This is a genomic window from Litorivivens lipolytica (genome assembly GCF_014191715.1).
Lineage (GTDB): Bacteria > Pseudomonadota > Gammaproteobacteria > Pseudomonadales > Spongiibacteraceae > Litorivivens > Litorivivens lipolytica.
Window position 1 is genome coordinate 1,767,440 of the sequence record NZ_JACHWY010000001.1, and the last position, 24,251, is coordinate 1,791,690.

Annotated in this window: 25 protein-coding genes; 11 read left to right on the forward strand and 14 right to left on the reverse strand. The window is 56.8% G+C overall.

All coding sequences use genetic code 11. The annotated features are described in order from the left end of the window. Nucleotides 1-50 precede the first annotated feature (50 nt). Both FHR99_RS08185 and FHR99_RS08190 read left to right on the forward strand, forming a co-directional pair. Nucleotides 51-1,769, forward strand: a complete 1,719-nt coding sequence (locus tag FHR99_RS08185) for a proline--tRNA ligase (RefSeq protein WP_183410014.1) — start codon at nt 51-53, stop codon at nt 1,767-1,769. Continuing rightward, nucleotides 1,732-2,343, forward strand: coding sequence for a lytic transglycosylase domain-containing protein (locus tag FHR99_RS08190; protein ID WP_246386475.1), 612 nt, complete (start codon nt 1,732-1,734; stop codon nt 2,341-2,343). Before FHR99_RS08185 ends, FHR99_RS08190 begins: the two co-directional genes overlap by 38 nt. A gap of 92 nt (nt 2,344-2,435) precedes the next feature. On the opposite strand, the gene FHR99_RS08195 is transcribed toward FHR99_RS08190, so the two are convergent. The 3 genes from FHR99_RS08195 to FHR99_RS08205 all read right to left on the reverse strand — a co-directional run bounded on the left by FHR99_RS08195 (nt 2,436) and on the right by FHR99_RS08205 (nt 4,479). Continuing rightward, nucleotides 2,436-3,107: an NUDIX hydrolase gene (locus FHR99_RS08195; protein WP_183410015.1), complete on the reverse strand. Its 672-nt coding sequence runs from the start codon at nt 3,105-3,107 to the stop codon at nt 2,436-2,438. Continuing rightward, nucleotides 3,100-3,942, reverse strand: coding sequence for a peroxiredoxin family protein (locus FHR99_RS08200; RefSeq protein WP_183410016.1), 843 nt, complete (start codon nt 3,940-3,942; stop codon nt 3,100-3,102). The genes FHR99_RS08195 and FHR99_RS08200 overlap by 8 nt, the downstream gene beginning before the upstream one ends. A gap of 78 nt (nt 3,943-4,020) precedes the next feature. Further along, nucleotides 4,021-4,479, reverse strand: a complete 459-nt coding sequence (locus FHR99_RS08205; protein ID WP_183410017.1) for a MaoC family dehydratase — start codon at nt 4,477-4,479, stop codon at nt 4,021-4,023. 245 nt (nt 4,480-4,724) lie between these two features. Between FHR99_RS08205 and FHR99_RS08210 the strand changes: the two genes are divergently transcribed. After that, nucleotides 4,725-5,963 (forward strand): efflux RND transporter periplasmic adaptor subunit, encoded by a 1,239-nt coding sequence (locus FHR99_RS08210; RefSeq protein ID WP_183410018.1) that lies wholly within the window; start codon nt 4,725-4,727, stop codon nt 5,961-5,963. A gap of 1 nt (nt 5,964) precedes the next feature. Then, nucleotides 5,965-9,096 carry an efflux RND transporter permease subunit gene (locus FHR99_RS08215; RefSeq protein WP_183410019.1) on the forward strand — a complete coding sequence of 1,044 codons (3,132 nt, stop codon included), beginning with the start codon at nt 5,965-5,967 and terminating at the stop codon, nt 9,094-9,096. Nucleotides 9,097-9,117: 21 nt separating this feature from the next. On the opposite strand, the gene FHR99_RS08220 is transcribed toward FHR99_RS08215, so the two are convergent. Next, nucleotides 9,118-9,516 (reverse strand): diacylglycerol kinase family protein, encoded by a 399-nt coding sequence (locus FHR99_RS08220; RefSeq protein WP_343067459.1) that lies wholly within the window; start codon nt 9,514-9,516, stop codon nt 9,118-9,120. Between the two features lie 77 nt (nt 9,517-9,593). Between FHR99_RS08220 and glpE the strand changes: the two genes are divergently transcribed. Then, complete coding sequence (glpE, locus tag FHR99_RS08225) at nt 9,594-9,902, forward strand: thiosulfate sulfurtransferase GlpE (RefSeq protein WP_183410020.1); 309 nt, start codon at nt 9,594-9,596, stop codon at nt 9,900-9,902. A 43-nt stretch (nt 9,903-9,945) separates the two neighbouring features. On the opposite strand, the gene sppA is transcribed toward glpE, so the two are convergent. The 4 genes from sppA to arsC are packed head-to-tail and all read right to left on the reverse strand — an operon-like array spanning nt 9,946 to nt 13,120. Then, a complete protein-coding gene (sppA, locus tag FHR99_RS08230) occupies nt 9,946-11,739 on the reverse strand; it encodes a signal peptide peptidase SppA (protein ID WP_183410021.1) in 1,794 nt (597 codons plus the stop codon). Nucleotides 11,740-11,755: 16 nt separating this feature from the next. Further along, nucleotides 11,756-12,175 (reverse strand): DUF2069 domain-containing protein, encoded by a 420-nt coding sequence (locus FHR99_RS08235; protein ID WP_183410022.1) that lies wholly within the window; start codon nt 12,173-12,175, stop codon nt 11,756-11,758. Then, nucleotides 12,168-12,773 carry an NAD(P)H:quinone oxidoreductase gene (gene wrbA / locus FHR99_RS08240; protein ID WP_183410023.1) on the reverse strand — a complete coding sequence of 202 codons (606 nt, stop codon included), beginning with the start codon at nt 12,771-12,773 and terminating at the stop codon, nt 12,168-12,170. Before wrbA ends, FHR99_RS08235 begins: the two co-directional genes overlap by 8 nt. Then, a complete protein-coding gene (gene arsC, locus FHR99_RS08245; protein ID WP_183410024.1) occupies nt 12,770-13,120 on the reverse strand; it encodes an arsenate reductase (glutaredoxin) in 351 nt (116 codons plus the stop codon). Before arsC ends, wrbA begins: the two co-directional genes overlap by 4 nt. A gap of 125 nt (nt 13,121-13,245) precedes the next feature. On the opposite strand from arsC, the gene FHR99_RS08250 reads away from it, so the two are divergent. Together FHR99_RS08250 and FHR99_RS08255 are read left to right on the forward strand one after the other, a co-directional pair. Continuing rightward, nucleotides 13,246-13,704, forward strand: coding sequence for a TlpA family protein disulfide reductase (locus FHR99_RS08250; protein ID WP_221200394.1), 459 nt, complete (start codon nt 13,246-13,248; stop codon nt 13,702-13,704). 387 nt (nt 13,705-14,091) lie between these two features. Further along, nucleotides 14,092-15,228 (forward strand): TonB family protein, encoded by a 1,137-nt coding sequence (locus FHR99_RS08255; protein WP_183410025.1) that lies wholly within the window; start codon nt 14,092-14,094, stop codon nt 15,226-15,228. Between the two features lie 40 nt (nt 15,229-15,268). On the opposite strand, the gene FHR99_RS08260 is transcribed toward FHR99_RS08255, so the two are convergent. From FHR99_RS08260 to FHR99_RS08270, 3 genes are all read right to left on the reverse strand, one after another. Beyond that, a complete protein-coding gene (locus FHR99_RS08260; RefSeq protein ID WP_183410026.1) occupies nt 15,269-15,535 on the reverse strand; it encodes a DUF4404 family protein in 267 nt (88 codons plus the stop codon). A gap of 81 nt (nt 15,536-15,616) precedes the next feature. Next, complete coding sequence (locus FHR99_RS08265; protein WP_183410027.1) at nt 15,617-16,681, reverse strand: helix-turn-helix transcriptional regulator; 1,065 nt, start codon at nt 16,679-16,681, stop codon at nt 15,617-15,619. 30 nt (nt 16,682-16,711) lie between these two features. After that, on the reverse strand, nt 16,712-18,541 hold the full coding sequence (locus FHR99_RS08270; RefSeq protein ID WP_183410028.1) for an outer membrane protein assembly factor BamB: 1,830 nt from the start codon (nt 18,539-18,541) through the stop codon (nt 16,712-16,714). Between the two features lie 189 nt (nt 18,542-18,730). Here FHR99_RS08270 and FHR99_RS08275 point away from each other — a divergent pair, with 189 nt between their 5' ends. Continuing rightward, nucleotides 18,731-19,546 (forward strand): mechanosensitive ion channel family protein, encoded by an 816-nt coding sequence (locus tag FHR99_RS08275; RefSeq protein ID WP_183410029.1) that lies wholly within the window; start codon nt 18,731-18,733, stop codon nt 19,544-19,546. A gap of 96 nt (nt 19,547-19,642) precedes the next feature. Further along, on the forward strand, nt 19,643-20,359 hold the full coding sequence (locus FHR99_RS08280) for a DUF481 domain-containing protein (RefSeq protein ID WP_183410030.1): 717 nt from the start codon (nt 19,643-19,645) through the stop codon (nt 20,357-20,359). A 15-nt stretch (nt 20,360-20,374) separates the two neighbouring features. On the opposite strand, the gene FHR99_RS08285 is transcribed toward FHR99_RS08280, so the two are convergent. Further along, on the reverse strand, nt 20,375-20,677 hold the full coding sequence (locus FHR99_RS08285; RefSeq protein WP_343067463.1) for a hypothetical protein: 303 nt from the start codon (nt 20,675-20,677) through the stop codon (nt 20,375-20,377). Then, nucleotides 20,674-21,042: a PH domain-containing protein gene (locus FHR99_RS08290; RefSeq protein WP_343067464.1), complete on the reverse strand. Its 369-nt coding sequence runs from the start codon at nt 21,040-21,042 to the stop codon at nt 20,674-20,676. The genes FHR99_RS08285 and FHR99_RS08290 overlap by 4 nt, the downstream gene beginning before the upstream one ends. A gap of 212 nt (nt 21,043-21,254) precedes the next feature. On the opposite strand from FHR99_RS08290, the gene FHR99_RS08295 reads away from it, so the two are divergent. Continuing rightward, nucleotides 21,255-22,757 (forward strand): amidase, encoded by a 1,503-nt coding sequence (locus tag FHR99_RS08295; protein ID WP_183410031.1) that lies wholly within the window; start codon nt 21,255-21,257, stop codon nt 22,755-22,757. A gap of 23 nt (nt 22,758-22,780) precedes the next feature. Beyond that, entirely contained in the window at nt 22,781-23,461 is a 681-nt protein-coding gene (locus FHR99_RS08300) for a fumarylacetoacetate hydrolase family protein (RefSeq protein WP_183410032.1), read from the forward strand. On the opposite strand, the gene FHR99_RS08305 is transcribed toward FHR99_RS08300, so the two are convergent. Next, nucleotides 23,455-24,048 (reverse strand): hypothetical protein, encoded by a 594-nt coding sequence (locus FHR99_RS08305; protein ID WP_183410033.1) that lies wholly within the window; start codon nt 24,046-24,048, stop codon nt 23,455-23,457. The two genes, FHR99_RS08300 and FHR99_RS08305, sit on opposite strands and share 7 nt — an antisense overlap. Between the last annotated feature and the right edge of the window lie 203 nt (nt 24,049-24,251).

Genomic DNA, 24,251 nt, shown 5'->3' on the forward strand with positions numbered 1-24,251 from the left:
GGGGAAGCGTGTAAAATGCGGCAAATTTTCCCAGCAAGGCTAAGAGTCGCATGCGAGCCAGTCAATTTCTTATTGCCACCCAGAAAGAAACCCCTGCAGACGCCGAGGTGATCAGTCATCAGCTGATGCTGCGCGCCGGCCTGATTCGCAAGCTCGCCTCTGGCCTTTATACCTGGCTACCAGCCGGTCTGCGGGTTCTGCAAAAGGTTGAAAAGATCATTCGCGAGGAAATGAACCGCAGCGGCGCACTGGAAGTGCTGATGCCCGTGGTTCAGCCCGCCGAGCTGTGGGAACAGTCCGGTCGCTGGCAACAATACGGCCCCGAACTGCTACGTATTAAGGATCGGCACGACCGCGACTTCTGTCTGGGGCCAACCCATGAGGAGGTTATCACCCATCTGGTCAGCAACGAGATTCGCAGCTACAAACAGCTACCGATCAATCTTTACCAGATCCAGACCAAGTTCCGCGACGAGATTCGCCCCCGTTTCGGGGTGATGCGCTCGCGGGAATTCATTATGAAAGATGCGTATTCCTTTCATCTGGATCAGGATTCGCTGGTGCGGACCTATGATGTGATGTACCAGACCTACTCAGCCATCTTTAATCGTATTGGTCTGGATTTCCGCCCAGTTATCGCCGACAACGGCTCGATCGGCGGCACCGGTTCCCACGAATTTCACGTACTGGCAGATTCCGGTGAAGACGATATCGCGTTTTCCGACAGCAGCGATTATGCCGCAAATATCGAAATGGCCGAGGCGGTTCAGCTGGGCGAGCGTGGCGTCGCCACTGCCGACCTGGAAAAGGTCGCCACGCCCAATGCAAAAACCATTGAGGAAGTCTGCAAAACCCTGTCCGTCGACCCAAAACAGACCGTCAAAACCCTACTGGTTTATGGCGTCAATGAAGAAGGCGAGCGCGAGGGCTTGGTTGCACTGGTACTGCGAGGCGATCACCAGCTGAATGAAATCAAAGCCGAAAAACAACCCGCCGTGTATGCCCCCCTGACCATGGCGTCCGACGAGGACATCAAAAAAGCGCTGGGTTGCAGCGCCGGCTCCATCGGCCCCGTGGGCATGAAACTCACCGTCATCGTCGATCGCAGCGCCAGCGCCCTGACCGACTTTGTCTGTGGCGCCAATGAAGACGGCTTCCACTACACCGGCGCCAATTGGGAGCGGGACGCAGAATGCGCCACCGTTGCCGACATTCGCAATGTGGTTGAAGGCGACCCCAGCCCCGATGGCAAGGGTAACCTGCTGATCAAGCGCGGTATCGAAGTCGGTCATATCTTCCAGCTTGGCGATAAATATTCCAAAGCTCTGAATGCCAAAGTATTGGATGAGTCCGGTAAAGAGTCGGTGGTCACCATGGGCTGTTACGGCATAGGCGTTACCCGCGTGGTAGCCGCTGCCATCGAGCAGAACCACGACGCCCAGGGCATTATCTGGCCGGAGTCGATTGCGCCCTTCCAGCTCGCGCTGGTACCGATGAATATGCAGAAATCCGAGCGCGTTAAAGAGACCGCCGAGAAGCTGTATCAGGAACTCACGGCCGCCGGCATTGATGTGCTGATGGACGATCGCAACGAGCGCCCCGGTGTTAAATTCGCAGACATTGAACTGATGGGCATTCCCCATCGCATTGTGATTGGCGATCGCGGACTGGATAACGGTACACTCGAATACCGCCATCGCCGCGCGGAAAATAACGAAGATATCAGCCTAGATGATGTTGTCAGCTTTATTCAGAGCAAGCTCGCTTAAACCTGCCTTACTGGCCCTGCTGCTGTGGCTAACCGCCACCGCAGCATGGGCTCAGCCGACGCCCGCCGACACTGAACGTCGGGAATTACGTCAATTCCTGCTCAATACCATCAATGAAGCCAGCAGCTTCAAGGATCGCTTTGACGCCGAAGTCTGGCTGCTGGATATGTCCGGCAGGCTGGAGCGTTTTATCGATGATCCGCAGACTCGCCTTGACCTTCTCCGAGCTATTCATCAGGAGGCCCGCGCTGCCAACCTGAAGCCCGATTTAGTACTGGCACTCATCGAAGTAGAAAGCGCCTTTGATCGCTACGCGGTTTCCAGCGCCGGTGCGCAAGGCTTGATGCAGGTCATGCCCTTCTGGAAAAACGAGATTGGGCGGCCTGAAGACAACCTCACCGACCCCTACACCAACCTGCGCTACGGCTGCCGCATTCTTCAATATTACGTAGAAAAGGAAAAAGGCAACCTGATGCATGCGCTGGCGCGCTACAACGGCAGCTACGGTAAGTACTGGTACCCACGACGGGTATTTGATGCCTGGGAGCGGCGCTGGCGGGCGGGGAATCTATAGAGAATTTGTCATTGCGAGAAGTATAACGACGAAGCAACCTCCAACTACCCACTAGATTGCTTCGTTGCTGCGCGCCTCGCAATGACGTGGCATTAACCAGTAAAGTCGTAGCGCCAGTAATGCCCTTCCAGCCAACAGCGGTTGCGCGCGCCGGCCGCTGTTCCGTCTGTAGCCTCATAACCCGCATCACCCGCATACAACATGCAGATTTTGTCGTCGGCTGTGGCCATGCGGGGCTCAATGTAAGGCACCGTGCGTGACTTATAAAAAGCCTTTGCGTCTTCGATGCTTTCACACGCGGCCAATTCAGTCAGGGTCACCAGCGTTGGCGGCAGCATTTTCAACTCACCCGCCTGATGCTCGGCAATCACATCCGCCGGCACACACCAGCGGTAGGCATCGATCTCGACCTTATCAACCTCGATCTCGCCCACCGGCTGATCACTCAGAAAAAACCAGGTGGAAAAGCGCTTTTTCGATACTTCCGGTGCATCGGGGGTGGTCCAGTGAGAAATAAACTGCAGGGATTCCTGAGCAACCGTAATGCCAGCCTCTTCGTGGGTTTCGCGAACCGCAGCCGCGCGGGCAGAGTTTTCTTCATCCGCATCGCCACCATCCTGTGGCTCCACCACACCGCCGGGGAAAACCCATGCACCTCTACCACTTTTACTCAGGCGACGAAGCAACAGGGTTTCAATCTGGCCATTGGCTTCCCTCAGTAAAACCAGAGTTGCGGCCGGTCTAATCGCCGCGCTGTCAGACATTTGCTGTTTCCTTATCGAGGAGGGATAAAAAGGCTTCGGGTTCGGGGCGTACCCGGTAGTTATCGGTCAGATCCGCATACAGCAGTGTTCCCTGCTCGTCGACCATCAAGACCGTCGGTAAAACCGTATCGACACCGTAACCGCTGATACCCGCGGCAATGCCACCCTCATGCAAAATATTCAGTTTGCGCGCTGCCCGGCCATCGCGATCTACAAAAAATTGCAGGGGAACGTCAAATTTCGCCGCGAGCTCTCGGGTCTGTTTGTGAGGCTGGGGACTGACCAGCGCAACATCGACACCGCGCTCCGCCAACTCTCGATACCGCTCGGCGAGCTCCCGCACCTGGGCCACACACAACGGGCACCAGTTGCCACGATAAAACAGGAGAATCAGTTTGCGACCGAGCAACTTTCTGGAGGGAATCGCGTTGCCGTCGGCATCCTCCAGCTCAAAATCCGGCAGCGCCTGCCCAGCCTTCAGCAAAGCATTATCGCTGCGTCCAAGCCGGGAATACCAGAACACATAGGCTAAAACACCGCCTAGCCCAACCACCCACGCATAGATCATCGGCAGCAGCGGTTGATCGCCGGCAAGGCTGAGCAGGGCCCCGACTGCAGCGGCACCCACCTGAAGCGGCATCGTCTCCGACGTCCGCGCCTGTGAGCTCGCACCGAGGTAAATCATGAAGCCGAGCATCGGCAACAGTGCCAGAGCAGCGCCATACCACGCCAGATCAACCGGAGACGCGGTCGCAATGTGCCACAGTGAATGAGCCGCGCCCAGCAGGCAGGCGAGCAAAAAGGGAACGACAAAATAGCGTTTTAAGGAGTGCATGAAATCAGCCGCTTTATAATTATGCTGCCATTATTGCCGAGCGCCGACGGAATGCCAAATGCGGCTTTTTCCGGCGTTTTACGCCGGAAAATAACGGCTGATGGTATCTACAACACAGGCCGGTTTGTCCTGACCTTCAATTTCTACCGTAACCCGCACAACCGACTGAATACCGCCTTTCATCTCTTCAACCGATACCAGCTCACCGCTACCACGCACGCGCGAACCTACCGGCACGGGCGAAGGAAAGCGGATTTTCTCGCAGCCCACATTCACCCCCATGGAGATGCCCTGCACGTCGATAATCTGCGGCAGAAACAGGTTGACCAGCGACAGAGTCAAATAGCCGTGGGCAATGCACTTGCCGAAAGGGCCGTCTTTGGCGCGCTCGGGATCGACGTGAATCCACTGGTGATCACCGGTGGCATCCGCAAAAAGATTGATACGATTCTGGTCGATCTCCAGCCAATCGCTGTAGCCGAGGTGTTCGCCCTGCGCGTCTTTCAATTCGGCGGGATGGGAGAAAACTCTGGTCATAATGATGTCCTATTACCTTGATTGCGTCATTGCGTGTTATCGATTTTGCAAAGCTGCGGGACTATAGCATCGCCCACGCCACGGATCACATCGTCCGTTTTTGCCATATTCGCTAACAAACCGCCGGTAAAACCTCTTGACGAGTAGGCTTCATCAGTAACCCACCGGTAAGCGTCCGGTAATGATCGACACCGGTGAACGTGTTATAAAACACTGTAATCACTAAAATTTTCCGAGAGCTTCCTGTGGGCAAATTCGTTTACAACCTCTTCTTCTGTGCGGTTATTCTCGGCCTGGCCGCTGCCGGTGCCCTCACCCTGTATTTGAACCGCCCAGAACCTGCCAAGGTTGAGATCGAATCGACCCCGCTGGTCGTCGACGCGGCCGAAGTCGTAAAGCAAGACGTCCCGGTCAGTATCGACTCACAAGGCAGCGTCAGCCCCCGCACCCAGACCACATTGATCGCCGAAGTCTCAGGCCGGGTCGTGCAAGTGTCCGACAAATTTAAAGCCGGCGGTTTTTTTGAAGCCGGTGAAACCCTGCTCCAAATTGACGATCGCGATTATCGGGCCGAACTGAAACGGGCAGAAGCCGCCGTCGCCAGCGCCCGCAGCCATCTCGCTCTGGAAAAGGGTCGCGCGCAAGTGGCCTACCGCGACTGGCTAAAGTTTTCCAACGGAGTGAAACGCAATAGCGAAGCCGACGCGCTGGCACAGCGTAAACCCCAGCTGGCCGAAGCGCAGGCAAAGCTCGATTCCGCAGAAGCAGATCTCCAGCGGGCTCGCGATAACCTCGAGCGAACCACCCTAAAATTGCCCTACGCCGGAATGGTTCAGGCCAAGCAGGTCGATATTGGACAATATGTTACGGTCGGCACCCAACTGGCAAAAACCTTCGCCATTGATGTTGTAGAAGTCCGCCTGCCGATTCCCGACGACCGCCTCAGCTACCTCAACCTGCCGACCCTCACAGGCGATCAGAGCGCTCTGCCATCCGTCACCCTGAGCGCGCAACTCGGCGATCAGGTCGTGGAATGGCCGGCAAAATTAGTTCGAACCGAAGGCGTGCTGGATGATCGCAGTCGCGTCCTGTTCGCGGTAGCCGAAGTCGTCGACCCCTACGGTATCCTGACACCACGGGACACACCGCTCAGGGTCGGCACCTTTGTCCAAGCTTCCATTTCGGGCAAAACCATGCCCGACATCGTGGTACTGCCGCGGCATATTCTGCGTACCGGCAATCAGGTCTGGGTGATCGATGATAAAAATCGACTGATCAATCGACAGGTCAAGCTGCTGCGCACGGACGGGGCACTAGCCTATATCTACCAGGGGCTTGAAGAAGGCGAGCGGGTTTCGCTGTCATCTGCGCCCCACGCGGTGGCCGGCACTCAGGTAGAACTCAACAATCAGGTTAAAACCAGTTCGCTCCTCACCGGTAAATCGGCGAAGTCAGACAGCCGCTTCCGGGACACGGGAGCTTGATATGGAAAACATCGACACTCAGCGCGGACTGATTGCCTGGTTTGCCCGCAACTCCGTTGCGGCCAATCTACTGATGGCCCTGATTCTCGCCACTGGCATCGGGGCAGCCCTGAAACTGCCCAAGACGGTTCAGCCGCAGTTTGAAACGAACACCATCCAAATCACGGCCCCCTACCCTGGTGCCTCCCCCGAGGAAGTCGAGCTCGGTATCATTCTGAAAATCGAGGAAGCGCTCAAGGATATCGACGATATCGAAACGCTCCAGGCCACCGCACAGGAATCACTGGCAACCCTGAGCCTGGATATCAACGACAAGGTCGACATCAATGAAGTGCTCGACGAAGTCAAAAGTGCGGTCGACGGGATTGCCAATCTACCCGAAGAATCCGAGAAACCCGTTATCAATCATCTGGAATTCAAGGAACACGCGGCCAATATTCAGATCTGGGGCAATCTCTCCGAACGGGATATGAAATCCCTGATAGACCAGATCAAAAATGAAGTGCTGCAGGAACCGGGCATTCGAATCGCGGAAGCCTTTGGTGGTCGAAACTACGAAGTATCCGTCGAAGTTCCGGAAGCCAACCTGCTCAAATACCAGCTCTCTCTGGCCGAAGTCGCCGCGGCCATCCGCAGCTCATCACTGAATCTGCCGGGCGGCGCGATAAAAACAGATACAGGCGAAATCATGCTGCGCACCAAGGGCCAGGCCTACCGCCAGCACGAATTCGAACGCATCCCGCTGATCACCTACCCGGATGGCACGCGTCTGGAACTTGGGGATATCGCCACAATCAATGATGGCTTCGAGGAATCCAGCGGCTTTTCATTGTTCAACGGCGGTTTCAGCATGGGCGTTACGGTCTATGCCGCCAACGATCAAGACCTCTTGAAAGTCGCCGATGCCGCCAAGGCCTACGTCGAGCGCAAGAAACTCGAATTGCCTGAGGGCGTGAATATCGCCTACTGGGCAGATATCTCGTATTACCTCGAAGGCCGCTTGGGAATGATGATGAAAAATCTCGGGATGGGCGCCCTCCTGGTCTTTATCATTCTCACCCTGTTTCTGGATATTAAGCTCGCGTTCTGGGTGATGGTCGGTCTACCCCTGTGTTTTCTTGGCACCTTCGCCATGATGAGCACGCCGATGATCGATGTCAGTCTCAACATGATCAGCCTGTTTGGCTTCATTCTGGTGCTCGGAATCGTCGTCGATGACGCCATTATTATCGGTGAAAGCGCCGGAGACTTTTCCCAGAAATACGGGCATAGCACCGACGCCATTATCGCCGGGGCAAAACGGGTCGCAACACCCGCAACTTTCGGCGTCCTGACAACCATTATGGCCTTTTTGCCAACCCTGTTTGCCGACGGGGTATTCGCGCCCTTCCCCGCAGCCTTCGGCTGGGTTGTACTGTGTTGTTTGAGCTTCTCGCTGATCGAATCCAAGCTGATTTTGCCCGCCCACCTAGTGCATTCTAAGCCTTCCACCCGCGGCTTTTTCGCCCTGACCGACGCTCTGCAGCGAACCTGCAATCGGGTGCTGCAGGCCTTCGTGCTCGGCATGTATCAGCCCTTTCTGCGGGCCGCCATCAAAAACCGTTACATCACTGCCTCCGTCTTCGTCGCCGCCATGATTCTGGCCGGCGGACTGGTCGCCGGTGGACTGGTCAGACTGGTGATGATGCCCTCGCTACCCAACGACTTTATTCAGGCAAAACTGGAAATGTCGGAGGGCACCACCGAAGCGCAATTGCTGGACGGCTACCGCGCGTTTAACGAGGCGATCATTGAAGTCAATTCGGACTACATTGCGAAAACCGGCAACGAAGAAGGGCTGATCAAACATATTTTCGCCTATGCCTATGGCGGGCGTTTCGTCAATTTTATGGCCGAGCTGACGAAGGCCGAGCAACGCACCATGGGCAGTGACGAGCTTTCCAAACAGTGGCGCGAAAAAATCGGCAATATCCCGGGCGCTCGCGTCATTTCAGTTTCTACCGCGCAAGATATGGGCGGCGGTCAGGATGTGCAGTTCAAACTGATCAGCAATTCGCCTCAGCAACTCAAAGCCGCTGCGCGAGACTTTGCCGCCTACTTGGAAACTTACGACGGCGCCTACGATGTCAGAAACAGCGCTGACGCCTCGCAGGACGAGATTGTATTGAGTACAAAACCCATGGCGGAAGCACTGGGAATCAGTCTGGCGGATATCGCCACCCAGGTTCGCCATGCGTTTTACGGCGCGGAAGCACAACGCATGCAGCGCGGCAATGACGAAGTCAAAGTCATGGCGCGCCTGCCGAAAGCGGAGCGCGAAGCCATCTCCGATCTTGAAAACCTGTATCTGAAAACCGGCGACAGCAACTTCGTACCCTTTTCTGTGCTCGCCAACGCCAGCATCGAACCCGGCTACAGCAAGCTGACGCGCATCGACGGTGAGCGCGCGGTCACGGTTGGAGCCGCGGTAGACCGCAATTACGCCGAGCCCGACAGCATTGCCGGCGATCTGCTCGCCAACTACCTTCCCCAACTGAAGCAGAGGTATCCCGGTCTGGACTATCAGGCCGATGGCATGACGGAAGAATCCAGCAAAGTGTTTAACAGTCTTTTTGTGGGCTTTGCTCTGGCCCTGTTCGGCATTTACGCGCTTCTCGCCGTGCCACTTAAATCCTACCTGCAACCCATCATCATTATGGGCGTTATTCCTTTCGGCATTATCGGTGCCATTATTGGCCATCTGGTGATGGGGCTGCCGGTCGATATGATGTCTTTCTTCGGCATCATCGCCCTGTCAGGCGTGGTTGTGAACGACAGTCTGATTATGGTGGATTTCACCAATCGGGCGATGGCCAATGGCATGTCGGTTGTCGACGCGGTGGTGCAATCTGGAACGCAGCGCTACCGCGCCATCATGCTCACCTCACTGACCACCTTCTTTGGTCTGGCGCCCATGCTGATGGAAACCAGCGTACAGGCACAATTCGTTATCCCCATGGCGGTTTCGCTGGGCTTTGGCATTATCTTCGCAACCGTGATCACGCTGATACTGATCCCCTGCCTGTACGTCATCCTTGCGGATTTTACTCGCCGCCCAAGTGAGACAGCTCACGCAGAGCCCGCCTCAGCCTGACCACGTGATCTCAAATAAAATTTAAAGAAACGCCAGCAGTTTTGGCAGATAAATAATCAGCGCGATGATCGCTGCTACCAAAGCAGCGATCAGCACCGCGGCCGCAGCGACATCCTTGGCCTTGCGAATCAGCGGGTCGTGTTGCGGCTCCACCCGGTCACACAAATATTCAACGGCCGAGTTCAGCGCTTCAAACCCCATCACTAAGGCACTGGCCAGCAAAACGAGAGCCCATTCCTGAGCACTCAGCCCCAGCCAGATGCTCAAACCCACCACACCCACCAGTGCGAGCAAGTGAATTCGGGCATTGTGCTGCTCGCGCAAAAGCGTCATAAGCCCTTGCCAGGCAAAGACAAAGCTGCGCAGCCGGGCGCGCACTGAAAAGCGAGACGGGGAGTTTTCGTGGGAGTGTGTCGACACAGGCAGCTCTTTTTGGATTTCGCCGAGCGAGCATAGCGGTTACCCTAGGGCTTTCGCAAACTTGCCGATAACGCCATATGACAACACCTGCTTTTAAACGTATTTCCGTCGCTGATGCTCAAAATCTGCTGAACGAACAGACCTGCACCCTCGCTGACATCCGCGATGGCCAGTCGTATGCCATGAGCCACGTGCCCGGCGCGGCCCACCTGGATGGCAATTCCGTCGAAGAGTTTCTGAAAGAAGCCAATCGCGAACAGCCGCTGATCATTTACTGTTACCACGGCAACAGTAGCCAGAGCGCCGCACAGTATTTCGCCGAACAGGGCTTCGCGGAGGTTTACAGTATCGATGGTGGCTTTGAAGTCTGGCGTCAGCAGCTTTAAATCAGCAAACCTGACGCCGGATTCATTATAGAGAGGAGGCGCCTCAGGGCGCCGTGCACTCAACGCAATAGGCATAGTGTCCGCGCGGATCTGACATCGCTTGCAAGTGCTTGCCCAGCTGACCGATTGGCGACCACCATTGCGGCAAGCTAATCCGTGAACCGAGCCCAGACTGCTCAAGAAAATGACTGACCAGGGCCTGCAGCGGTGGCAGCTGCGGCTCGACCCAGACCTTGCGGTAATCGGTCATGCCGGCCAGACTCGCCGCTGAGGCAATTGCATCTTCCAGACCACCGAGCTGATCTACCAAGCCCATCTGCCGGGCGTCGCTACCAGTCCAAACCCGGCCCTGCGCCAGCTTATCGACCTGCTCCGGATGCATATCGCGACCTTCGGCCACGATCTCAAGAAACTGCCGATAGCCGTGTTCAATACCCGATTGCATGGCACGCTTCACGATCGGGTTTAGCGGACGATCCGGACGCAGCCCGCCGGCCACCGCGGTAGTGCCCACACCATCGGTGTTGATACCCATTTTCTCGAGACTGCGGTGAACCGTGGGAAAGGCTCCGAAGATACCGATGGAGCCGGTAATGGTGGCCGGCGTTGCCCAGATTTCATCCGCATTGGCGGCGATCCAGTAGCCACCGGACGCCGCCGCACTACCCATCGACACCACCAAGGGTTTGCCACTCTGCTTCAGCTCCAGCAGTTCCTGCCGAATCTGCTCCGAAGCAAAGGCCGAGCCACCGCCGCTGTCGATCCGCAGTACCACCGACTTGATGCTGTCGTCTTCGCGGGCACGGCGCACCAGCTCAGAGAAACTGTCGCCCCCAATACCGTCACTGACCTCGCCGTCGGCGATCACGCCCTGCGCGACCAGAACACCCACCGAGTCAGTAGTCGTTTCCAGTGGCGCATCACTGAGGCTCAAATACTCACGAAAGCCAACCCGGTTGTAATCACCATCGGCATCGCTGCCAACCTTCGCGCGCATCATGCCCAACCACTGCCGCTGGCTCACCACCTGATCTACCAGCCCGGACAGATGTGCCGCCTCGGAAAAATTGCCCTCGTGTTCCGCCATCACCTGATCGATATGATTTACATAGTGATCAAAGGCTTCCTCACTTAATCCGCGATTGACCAGGATTCGCTCGCGATAGTCTGTCCACAGAGAGCCGAGCCAGGACCGGTTCGCCTCGCGCGCTTCTTCGGACATGGAATCTCGCATAAAGGGTTCCATCGCGGACTTAAACTCGCCCACCCGAAACACATGAAAGTCGACCGCCAGTTTGTCGAGGGCGGCCTTGAAGTAATTGCGATACACCGCAAAACCCTCGAGCACCACGCCACCCATCGGGTCGAGATAAACTTCGTCTGCATGACTGGCCAACAGGTAGCTGTCCTGATCGTAGGCATCACTGATCGCCAGAACCGGCTTACCGGTAGCCTTGAAGCGGGCAATAGCCGCCGCCAGCTCGGAGGTCTTACTCATGCCGATATGTTCCAGCTCACCGAGCGACAACTGCAGGAGCTGAACGCGCTCATCGCCACTGGCGCGATCAATCGCATCAATCGCATCCTGCAGCCGCGTTTCCGCCAGTGCCTCACCTTCCACCAGCTCCGACAGCGGATCGGCCGGACTCAACTGATCCACCACCAGACCGCGCAAGTTCAGTTCCAGCGCAAAGCGCTCGGGCAGGGTTGGCCCCTTGGAAAACAGGGCAAAACCCAGCGCGATCAAAAACAACAAAAAAACGGTATTGATCAGGAAGCGCCGCAGGCCTTCCAGAAAACCGCCAATGCGTGAAAACACGCCCCTGCGTTGACTCATGTTTATCCCCGCTTGTTTATTCCTGTCTGATAACAGCCCGGCGCTTTCGTTCAGCCTGCGCCTGCCAACGAATAGTCATCATGGCGCTAAGAAAGATCACCACCGACAGCGCCACTTCAATATGATTGATCCACAATCGCAGCGGCGACATAGCCTCAGTAACCGCGATCATGAAGTACATCAGAATCACAAAACACAGCCAGGCGAGACTGCGCGGATTGCGCTTCAGCATCCCCGGCACAAATACCAGCAAGGGCACAATACGCACCAGCCAGATCGTCAGGCTGGGCTGACGCCCCTCCTGATGCAGCCACCAGGTGGTGAGGGTCAGCACGACCAATTCGATGACAAAACACACGAGCAGCACCCGCCAGGCGAGATCGGCCTTCGCTTGCAGGGATTCTGCACTGGCATCGGGTATTTTCGGTTCACGCATTGAGCAGAGCCCTCGCCGTCGTTGCCACCCGCTCACCGAGCGCGCGACATAAATGCAGTTCCGTATTATCCGGTGGGCGATTATTGGAACCGCTCACATGCGACGCGCCATAGGGCGTACCCCCGGTGGTAGTCGATGACAGCTCCGCATGACTGTATGGCAAGCCAAGCAGCATCATGCCGTGGTGCAGTAGTGGCAGCATCATGGTCAGCAAGGTCGATTCCTGGCCGCCGTGCAGGGAATTGCTGGAGGTAAAGACCGCTGCCGGTTTACCAATCAGCGCACCGCTGAGCCAGAGCGCTGAGCTGCTGTCGAGAAAATACTTCATCGGCGCCGCCATATTGCCGAAGCGCGTCGGACTGCCGAGAACGAGGCCAGCGCAGTCACGCAGGTCGTCCTGACTGGCATAAAGATGGCCTTCATCAGGGATAGCCGGCGCGGTGGCTTCGCACTCCGCCGACACCGGCGGCACCGTTCGCACTCGCGCTTCAAGACCCGCCTGTTCGATACCGCGGGCAATATGGGTCGCCATGGTACGACAAGCGCCGTAGCGACTGTAATAGAGCACTAAAACGTAGGGCTTTACCGCTGTTGTCATGCAATCAGATCCAGCGCATTCTCCGGCGGGCGACCGAGCACAGCACGATCACCCTTCACCACAATCGGTCGCTGGATCAGTTTCGGGTGCTCGCTCATAGCCTCTATCAAAACCTCGTCAGACAGACTCTTATCTGACAGTGACAATGCCTTGTAGGCGTCTTCACCGGTTCTCAGCAGCTCGCGCGCGCTCATACCCAGCTTTTTCAACAGGGCACTGATTTCTTCCGCGGAAGGCGTCTGTTCCAAATACAGCACCTGCTCCGGTTCAATGCCATTCTCCTGCAACAGTTGCAGCGTCTGGCGAGATTTGGAACAGCGCGGGTTGTGGTAGATGGTAACCGTCATTGAAAACCTCTAATTCAAGATCGAAAGCCAATGTGATGCTGGATTACGCAGCAACACTTGGACTGCGAAAGGCAAGCAGGCATTATACACAGCGCTTAAAACCCCGCAGAGGTCATTACCGCGACATGCGCACACTCATCGGACTTTTTCTGGCCAGCCTGTTACTTGCAGCCTGCGGCGCTGACTCCAAGGCCAATCGAATTGCCAGCACTGACAGCGGCGTTTACTTCAGCCCCGGCGCTGCAACTGATCGCTGGATCGTGATCAATTACTGGGCCAAATGGTGCGCGCCCTGCCGCGACGAGATTCCTGAACTCAATCACTTTGCCGAAGCGTACTCGGATCAGGTTCTGGTACTGGGGGTAAATTACGATCGCTTGCAGGGTGAAGCGCTGACGGCAGATATCAGGGCACTCGGCATCGCCTTCCCGGTTCTACTCGCCGATCCGCACCCGGCGCTCGGTATTGAGCGACCGACCGCACTGCCGTCGACTTTACTGATTGCACCCGACGGCAGCCTTCAGCAGATACTGCTCGGACCACAGACTGCAGACACCCTGCTGAAGCACATGCCCGAGCTGTAAGCTGTTGTTGCCAAAAGGTTACTGTTGTTTCTGGCACACGATGCTTGGCGGCGACGTGCGAGCTGCACAAAAAATAGCAAAAAAGTATAAATATTAAGCGCTTGGAAAGATTTTTCAGTTTATACACTGTCGCTGGGCACCAACGATCTACACAATCTCACAGACCACTGTTACACTCCCATAACCTTAGATGACTGGACTTTTCAGTCCATTTCGTTAAATTAAGGACAGTGGTAACAATAATAAAGTTACGTGTCAGGTGGTATCAGCACGACAACAAGCGCGATCAAGAAAGCCTCGCGCAACCGTTGGCCGTTCGTGCCGTTAAAAGACTTGGTTTCAGAGAATTCTAATAATTTCTGCGCCGGACACTGGATGTAGAGGCTTATGAACCGTTTTATTGCAGCTTTTCTGCTGACGCTTGCGTCGCAGGTTTCCTTCGCTCAAACCGAACTCGACGGCATGTCATTGCGCGGCCTGGCGGTTTATCAGCAACTCCGTACCGATTACTACATCGGTGGCCTCTATCTACCGCAACCGGCATCGACACCCGATGATGCCTTTTTCATGCCCGGACCGAAACGCATGGATTTGCGAGTTGTGACGGAGTCGTGGAGTGACCGCCGATTTTCCCAACAGTGGAACCAGCTGATCCTGATCAACAACTCTCAGGATATTCAGCAGGCCCAACAGGACAACATCATCGCCTTCGCGACCATGCTGAAGGACGATCTGCGGGCCGGTGACCATATCACCATCGACCTGCTGCCCGAACAGGGCACCGTAGTTAAACTGAACGGCACCACCCTGATGAAGACCGCAGACGCCGAGTTCTTCAACTTGCTGTTGTCGTGCTGGATTGGTGCTCGCCCGCCCTCAAGCGGATTCAAACAGGACATCCTGTCCATTCCCGGAGGGGAACGCGGTGCTGGCCTGATGACCAGCTTTGAAATGGCCGGGCCGACCCAAAGCCGTATTGCAGAAACCAAAGCCTGGGGCAGCGGCAAGAGCGCCGCGCCCGCCAAACCCAAACCCCAGAGCAAACCAGCCGACACCGGCCCATCTGAAGCCGACCGACTAGCCGCTGAAAAAGCCCGCCGCGAAGCCGCAGAGGCCGAGGCAGAAGCGGCCAGACAAGCTAAATTAGCGGCCGAGCGCGCCCGCAAAGAGGCAATCGCCAAAGCGCTGGCCGAAGCGGAAGCCAAAGCTAAAGCGGCTGCCCGCTCCAAGGAATTGATCAACGAATACAGCTCGACCATGGTTCGCGCCAGTTACCAGCACGTTCGCTACCCCAAACGGGCACTGAAGCTGAATCAGCAGGGAACGGTATTGCTGGAGGTTATTATCGATCGCGGCGGTTCGCTGCTGTCCTCCAAGGTAATCCAGAGTTCAGGCTATTCGTCGCTGGATGAAGCCGCGGTGACAGCGGTAGAGAAAACTGCGCCCTTCCCGTCCATTCCGAAAGAAATCCTGGGCAATCAAATCGAATTTACGCTGCCCTTTACCTTCCAGATCTCAAGCTGAGAAGTCGCAAGCGGGCGCCAGAAACGGCGCCCGATTCACATCACACACCAATACTGGCGAGCTTAATCATAATGTCGTTGAGGATACCGGCCATGGTCGGGTGTTCGGTTTCAAACTGTGAAACCATATCTTCAAGACGCCCCAGCAAGCCGGCCTGCTCTGCGTCCACACTGGAACCGGTGCTCAACTCCAGCTCGATATCTTCCAACAGCCCCATCAGGTTCGCCTTCTGGCTGTGGCCAACCTCCAGCTCGTCAATCTGCTGATGCAGATCTTCCAGCTGCTCGTGTATATTGCGTTTGTCCATCATTCTACTCCACAGGTACGCCGCCGACACACCGCGTCCGGGCGCGTAATCCCGGCAGCATAGCAACTCCGGCTGCGTAAATCACGACAGGCGATAATCGCCAGGGGAGCGCCCGGTCCAGCGCTTGAAGGAGCGGTGAAAGGCACTGGGGTCGGAAAAACCCAACAGTTCAGCCACATCGCTCACGGTAAGTTCAGGGTTGCGCAGAAAGGCAATAGCCTCCTCCCGTCGCAGTTGATCTTTGATCCGCTGATAGGAGGTGCCCTCGCGATCCAGCCGTCGCCGCAGGGTGCGCTCCGACATATTCAATTGCCGGGCGAGCTCATCAAAGGCCGGTAGCTCGCGACGGAAGTCATCGCCCAGCAGCTCGCGGATGCGCGCGGCGATCCCGCCATCAGATACCATGGGCTTGATCACCACATGGTAGGGCGCCAGTTTCAGAAAGCGCTCAAGATCGGATTCGCTGCGGGCAATCGGCTTGCGCAGTACGGAGTCGGCAAACTCCACCCAGTTGCTGCTTTCACCGAAATGCACCGGGCAATGAAAGAAATGATCCAGCCCGCGCCTGCGGCTGGGCTCACCGTCGGCACAACCCGCTTGCAAAAGCTCGATAGGTTGGTCGATCAACCAGCTGCAAAAACGCACCCAGATCGCAAGACTGTAAAGCACACTGACCTGCATGCCCGGCTGCACGTCGGCACCGGACAGATAACTCAAACGCACGGTTTTGGCGGCAGGGTCGTGCTGCAGTTCGTGCTCCGCTCGACCGTCACCGCGCTCGCGACAGGTGGCGTTGAAATCCATCGCCCGGCGCAGCGCCTGTTCCAGATTGCGGCAGCCGATCATGCTGTAGGCCAGCATGCGGGTACCACCCAGCGGCGTATTCACCCCCGGCAAAAAGCCACCGCTCTCATCGCCAATGGAACGAAACAAGGCCACGCACAAACGGCTGTATTGCTCAACGGTGACAGACTGAGGCTGCTCCACACCCAGCGGATTCTCATCCAGACCAGCAGCGGCTATCAGCTCACCGACATCACAACCGTAGTGACGCGCCTGCACCAGCACCGCTTTGACAAACGAGGCGGCAACACGCTCACCGGCGAGTTCGCGATCAGACATTTCGGCAGCAGTTTCCTCAGACATGCGGCGCATTATACGCGCACAGGGCGGCCGCTACAGCAGCGCCTTCGCCATGGACTCAAGGGCATCAAACAGGGCTTCGCAATCATCGGTGTTTGTCTTGCAACGGCTCAATGCCGCCTCGGATTGTTGCAGCAAGGATTCCACGTGCCGTCCCAGCCCAGCCTCGAGCTCACCGCGCTTGACCGCCAGAGCCAGCACTTTGCGACTCGACCACAGCTGACTGTCGATACCTTCCAGAAACAGCGGATTACGGTTACTTGCCAGGGTATCGAGCCACTGAATCGACGCCGTCAGTTGCTCTGCAAGACTGACCGGCGCCAGTGCGTAAATACCACCCCGGGGCTTTGGCCGGCGGATGGATTTAGGCAAGAGCCACTGGTAGCCGCCGTGGTGGGCAAGTGAGGCCTGCATGGACATCAGGTTGAGATAGACATCCCCAGTCGGACTGATACTGATCACCCCCTCACTGGAATCGGGCACTCGCCACTCCTCCAGCACCGTGCCATCGGACGGATCGAGCGCCACCAGGTAGGCCTGCACCGGATGCACAAAATCGCGCACCAGAAAATTCACGTCGTAACCAACCAGCAACGTCGCCCACAACAGACCATTGCTGATGGTGACCACGGAATCGATATACGCGTCAGGCTTGCCGCGACTGCCAATCAAACCAAAACGGGACCACAGCTGGGGATGCCGGTCACGCGCCCATTCCCGATAATTGTTGCGCCACAGAACCTGACCGGTCTCTCCCTCTACCGCTATCAGCCGATCCCCTCCCAGCACGTAAACCATGTCGCCAGGACCGACCGAAGGCGAAGCATTTTCTCCCTCAGTGGCGCGCTGCCACAACAGTTTGCCGGTCTCGCTATCCAGCGCGTATAGCGTGCCACCATGCCCCACGGCATAAATCCGGCTCGCATCCGCAGACAGCACCGGACTGCTGCTAGTTCGAGCGGGCACTTCACTGGCATATCGGATACTCAAGCCATCCGCGCCCACATCAATCGCAAATAGCTGGCCGACGTCACCGTCACCACCGCCCGCAGTCACAAACAAACGCGGCTGGTGCGGATGCACGGCCGGCACATGGCTAACCGCGTAGCCCTGCCCGGTCAGCAGATCCCAGCCTTTCTGGCGAACCTTGTCATCCAGCAGACCTTTGGCCCACAAACCCTCGGGCAGAATACGCCCGGGTTCCCCGGCGGGCACGGGCAATCGCAGCGGTGGCACGGCCGGCCTGCCGGTGTTGCGATCAAACAGCACAACAACGCCATCGGCCGACACACCGCCCACATGCGAGCCGACAATGACACTGCCCATCAGCGGCTGGCGAATACCCAGATCACGCAAATTGGCAACCCAACGAACCTTTCCATCCACGGTGAAAGACCAAAACTGGTTGCTGTCTCCCACATAGACATGGCCATCGCGATCAAGCAGCGGTGCACTGAATACCGCCTCCGCATCGAGATCATCCTGCGACTGGGCGACGGGCGATTCCCACAACACACGTCCGGTTCGACTAATTGCGTGCAAATGGGCAAAGCCCTTGCCGCGCCCCGTCGTCACATAGAGCGTGCCATCCTCGGCGATCACCGGCGCGCTCCAGGAAGACGCTCCTTTCAAGGCCAGCCATTGGGGTTGTAACTGCGTGGTAACCAGCAGGGGAACGTGACTGGAATTGCGTCCATCCCCGTGCAGCGTTGCCCAACTGCTAGTCGCATAACCTTCCGACTGATGGGAAGGGGAAGCATGACTAAGTAGAGGACTTGTGCACAGGAGCAGCAATGCGAACAGGCGCATGATCAGGATTACCTTTTTCGAGTTGTTGTGATCCACAAATGCAAGCATCCACATGAATGTCATCCAGATGCAAATGAGTACCGTAACAGGTTCTTGTGACCCGAGACCAAACTCGGCACTCTATACGCGTTTCGGGCGCGTCAGGCAGTAAGGTAAAACCTGAAGCCGGAATACTACTTACACAAAGGGCTTCGCCTAAAACAGCCCGGGCCAAAAAGCATATTCGATTTTCAAGGGGACTGCATGGACACCAACGCACTCATTCAACAGGCCATGGATTTTTTGATGGACTACGGCCCGCGCCTGCTCACCGCAATCGGCATTCTGATCGTCGGCTACTGGATTGCCAAGATTGTTAGCAGCCTGCTGGTGCGAACCCTGAACGCTCGCAAAATAGACGCCACCGTCAGCAACTTTGTCGGCAAACTGCTGTTCGGTACCCTGTTGGCCGTTTCGCTGATTCCGGCCTTGGGTCACGCCGGCATTCAGACCACCTCCATCTTGGCTGCCCTCGGCGCCGCCGGCCTCGCGGTCGGCCTCGCCTTGCAAGGCTCTCTGTCAAACTTCGCGGCAGGCGTACTGCTGATCGCCTTTCGCCCCTGCCGGGTCGGTGACTATATTGAAGCCGGCGGCACTGGCGGCACCGTAGAATCGATCAGTCTGTTTTCGACCATGCTGATCACCCCGGACAACAAGCGCATTATGATTCCCAACTCGCGCGTCATGTCCAACCCCATCACCAACTACAACGCCATGCCCACTCGCCGCGTGGATCTCACCATCGGTATCCCTTACACCGCCGACATTCCCAAAGCCAAGGCACTGATCAAGGAAATACTGGAAAAAGAAAGCCGCATTCTGCCCGAACCCGCGCCACTGATCGCCGTGCGCCAGCTGGCAGATTCGTCGGTCAATCTGGTGGTTCGCCCCTGGGTTAACAGCTCGGATTATTGGGGAACCCACGACGCTCTGCTCGAAGCCATCAAAATTGCACTCGACGAAGCGGATATGAGTATCCCCTTCCCGCAAATGGATGTGCACTTCCACAAAGAGGCCTGAGCCCGCTGCGGTCAAGGGCATTTTCTGGTAGCCTTCGCGCTCTGCGGGGGCAGCCAGACCCTCTGAACACGATTCTGAACCATCAATGGAGACACCATGATCCGCTTGACACTGTTGGCGCTGCTTTCTTTTTTTAGCGCGGTTACTTTTGCCCAGGAAGGCTCATCCCCCTGGAGCGGCGACGCCGAACTCGGCTTTGTCGCCAGTGAAGGCAACACTGACGCGAAAAGCGTTTCCGCCAATGCCTCACTGACCTGGCAACAGGATGCATGGAAGAACAACTCCGAATTCCAGACGTTGAACACCGAAAGTGCCGGCGTGCGTTCAGCCGAACGCTACTTCGTGTCGAACCGACTGGCCTACACCTTCAGCCCCCACAACTACCTGTTTAACTATGTGTCGTGGGAAGATGATCGCTTTAGCGGTTACAAGTACCGCGCCACCATAGCCTTCGGTTACGGTCGCCGTTTGATTGATAACGAAACCATGCTGTGGGACGCCGAGATCGGCCCCGGTTATCGCCGCGCCGAGCTGCTGGACAATTCCGGGGATGATGTCGAGGAAGACGCGATTCTGCGCATGGCCTCCAACTTCCGCTGGGAGCTGTCGCCGACCGCAACCTTTGAGCAGAAACTGGCGGTGGATCACGGCGAAGAAAACACCGTGTCGAAATCCACCACCTCGATCAAGACCACCGTGAAAGGCGGCATTGGTCTGAAAGTCGCTTACATTGTTCAGTACACCAGTGATGTACCGGCCGACAAAGTCCACGCGGACAAGCAGACCACCGTCACACTGGTATACAGCTTCTAACTCAGGCCTGGCGGGCTAAAAAATCCAGGCGATCAACAGCCACATCACAATAAAAAAGCTGAAAAAGCCCGCCAGCATAAACTGCAGTTCGCCTAACAAGCCGTCACCGGCCGCAAAGGCAAACACCACCAGCGTCAGCACCGTCAGAAAAAACGACACCACCGCCGCATCGCGCATGCCCAGCCCCGGCGCGAGCTGGGTGTTGGCAAACTCAGCCGCCAATGGCCACACCATCACCCCGGCCACTCCCAAAAGCAGAAGCAGCACCGCCATCAGGCTGAGCATTTTAAGGGCGTTTTTCTGTTCGAGATCGCTCACTGCTCACCTTTGATGATTTCGCGAAACTCCTGCGGTCGCGGCATGCCTTTGGCATAAACTTCCGGCGCATCGCCGGCGGTAAATACCGACACATCGCCCACTCCGAACAGACGGTTCATAAAGGACTGATAGACCTTGACCGTGCGCACGGTCTTCATGTCCAGCTCGGTTCGGTCTTTGCTCAACAAGCCCTGCTCAAGAATGATCTCGCCGTTGCCGATCTCCAACTTGGTGGCCTTACACTTCATAAACCAGACCAGCAGAATAATGATGCCAATGCCGACCGGCACCAGAATGAGCGAAAGAATAAAGGCGAAGGGACGGGCGCGAAACATCGCGGGGTGTTCGCTATAACTTTGGGACACGCGAAAGCTCCTGAGTCTTATTAGGTTGAGTAAGAGTGTACAAGCAGTCGCTTAATGGCGCTAATACTACGCCGCAACTTGCGAAGAATGACCGGGGCCTTGATGTTTCCTCAGCTCCTGCCACTATAGAGCGCTGCAAAGTTGTCACTGACAATATTGCGCCGGGACTCGCACCCAGCCAATACCCGTATATAACAAGAATAGGATCTAAAATGTCTTTCAAGGAATACGCCGACTACGACGCACTGGGCCTCGCCGAACTGATTAACAAGGGCGAAGTTACCCCCAAGGAACTGCTCGCAGAAGCGATCAAGCGCCGCGACCGTGTAAACCCGAAGATCAATGCCGTAATCCGCAACATGGATGAGCAGGCCTTTGCCAACCTTGATCACCTGCCCAAGGGCGGCCCGTTTTACGGCGTCCCCTTTCTGCTGAAGGATTTTTGCGCCGCCTATAAAGGCGTGCCGCTGACCAATGGCAGCCGTGCCTTCAAAGACTACATACCCGATTACGATTGTGAGCTGGTCAAGCGATTCAAGGCCGCCGGACTGGTGACCTTCGGCAAAACCAATACCCCGGAGTTTGCCATTGTCGGCGCCACTGAGCCGTCCCTGCACGGTAAAACCTGCAACCCCTGGAATCTGGAGCGAACCGCCGGTGGTTCCAGCGGCGGCTCGGGTGCTGCGGTAGCGGCCGGCATCGTGCCGATGGCGAGCGGCGGCGATGGCGGCGGTTCACTGCGCATTCCCGCCGCCTGTGGCGGACTGGTCGGTTTCAAAACCACCCGCGGCCGGATTCCTCACGGCCCGGATCACGGCGACCCCTGGTATGGTCAGGTGCAGGATGGTGTTGTCAGCCGCAGTGTGCGCGATAGTGCCGCCATGCTCGATGCCTTGCGCGGTGTCGATCTCGGCGCACCCTACGCCGAACCCCCACTGCAACAATCCCTGTTAAGTGCCTGCAGACAAGCCCCGAAAAAGCTGCGTATCGCCTTCTCCGAAGCGCCGTTGATGCGCGGCGGCAGCCTGCACCCGGAAGCGATCAAGGGGCTGCGCGACAGCGTCAAACTGCTGGAAGAACTGGGCCACGAGCTTGTTGAAGATGCGCCTGTCTTTAACACCAACCACTTGGTGGAAGGCTATCTGATGCGCATTGCCACCTCCGTCGGCGGCGAAATCACCCTGTCTGAAGCAACGCTGGGACGGAAAATTAAACACGCGGAACTGGAACCGGAAACCTGGATGCTGGCTCAGCTCGGGCGCAGCTTTTCAGCCGCCGACTTTGATGTCGCCCACCGCCGGCTCTACACCCAGAGCCGACTGTTTGAACGCTTTATGCAGAACTATGATGTCTTCCTCACGCCCACCCTCAGCGGGCCGGCGGTTGAACACGGTTATTTCAAATCAAAAGGCATCGAAAAACTGCTGTCACCCATCGCCAGTCGCTTTGCACTCGGCAAACTCAGCGCCAACAGCAGCACCCTGCAACGCCTTGCCAATCAGGCATTCGAGTGGGTCAGCAGTACGATGGTCTTTAATATTACCGGCAACCCCTCGGTGTCACTTCCCCTTCACTGGAGCAGTGATAGACTGCCGGTCGGCATGATGTTTACCGGACGCTTCGGCGAGGACGACACACTGTTTTCGCTCGCCGGCCAACTGGAACAAGCCAAACCCTGGTGGCAACAGCGCGCGCCGGTCTTTGCCGACGAGTGATATTCAACTGCAGGACATAGCGTATGAGTTTTCAACACCACTGGCTTGATGGCGAACCCATAGAACTGACCACCAAGAAAGTGGTGTGTGCCGGGCTGAATTACGCTCTTCACGTCAAAGAAATGAACAGCAAGGCGCCGGACACCGAACCGGTGCTGTTTATCAAACCCGCTACTGCCTTACAAAGTCTTCACCAAGCACTGACGATCCCCATGGATCGCGGCGCGGTGCATCACGAAGTGGAGATTGCCCTGCTGATTGGCAAGCGCCTGAAAAACTGCTCCGCATCCGAGGCGGTCAGCGCCATCAGTGGCGTGGGCCTGGCACTGGATCTCACCCTGCGCGATCTACAGAACGAGTTTAAAAAGGCGGGCCGCCCTTGGGAAAAAGCCAAGGGCTTCGATGGCGCCTGCCCGATCTCGCACTTTGTGCCCATCAGTCAGTGCCCGCCGCTGGATAATATCGACCTTTCGCTTGAGGTAAATGGTAAGACTCGGCAGCGAGGCAACAGCCGCGACATGCTGTTCCCCATTCCCAGTCTGCTGTGTGCGATTAGCGAGTTCTTCACGCTGGAACCGGGGGATATTGTTCTCACTGGCACACCCGAAGGCGTCGGACCACTGCACCCCAGCGACGAACTGACTCTCAACCTCGGCCCATCACTAAGGGTAAACACTCGGGTTGCGCCCACACCGGCTCAGTGAATCCGGTCGTCTCCCGCAACCACAATGCCCAGTGCCCGCAGCTGCTCTTCCAACCGTGGATCCTGGTTGCGACGCCAGCGCTGGTACAGGCTCAGAATATCCCCTGCGTCAAACTGGGTTTCCTTGGAACAGACCCGCGCCACCAGTTCCAGCATGCGGGTAAAGGTGGACGCCAGTTCTGAAAAGACATGGCGGTTCTGGTGAGCATTTTCCGAAAGGTAGCCATAGGCGCCCCCTCCCATACCCACAAAGTAATCCTTGAGAATGCCGCGCCGGGCATAGCTCTCAGGAAACAGCGCTCCCACGAATAAAGCCACGTCACCGAGTTGCCGCAAGATCAGGCAGCGCTCGCGGTGGTCATTGGCTTCATGGGCATCCTTGTAGAGCATAGCCAGCGGGCGAATACCGAGCTCACCCTCGTCATAGCAGAACAGTTGATCGCTATCGCCAAAACGGGCCAGCATATTGCCCATATACCAAAGCGTATCTTCCTGCGGGATGGGGTTCAGCTCCGCCCCCTCGTCGTGCAGGCGTTCGCGAAAATAGTCGGCCAGTGTCCGTTCAAAGGTCGGCTGTGATCCAGGCATCGGCGCCCTCCTTCTAACCTGTTGTGGCAGCACCTGTTTTGAATCTAGCGTCTCCTAGGCCAAATAACGATTGCGGGTTACCGAAACAAGCATCAGGCACTTCCCTAAAAATATAAGCAGGAAGAAAAAAACTTTCCACTTATAAAAAGTCACAGCAATAGAGAAAAATAATCTAAAAACTGCCCCTTGAAATTGCTCCAAAC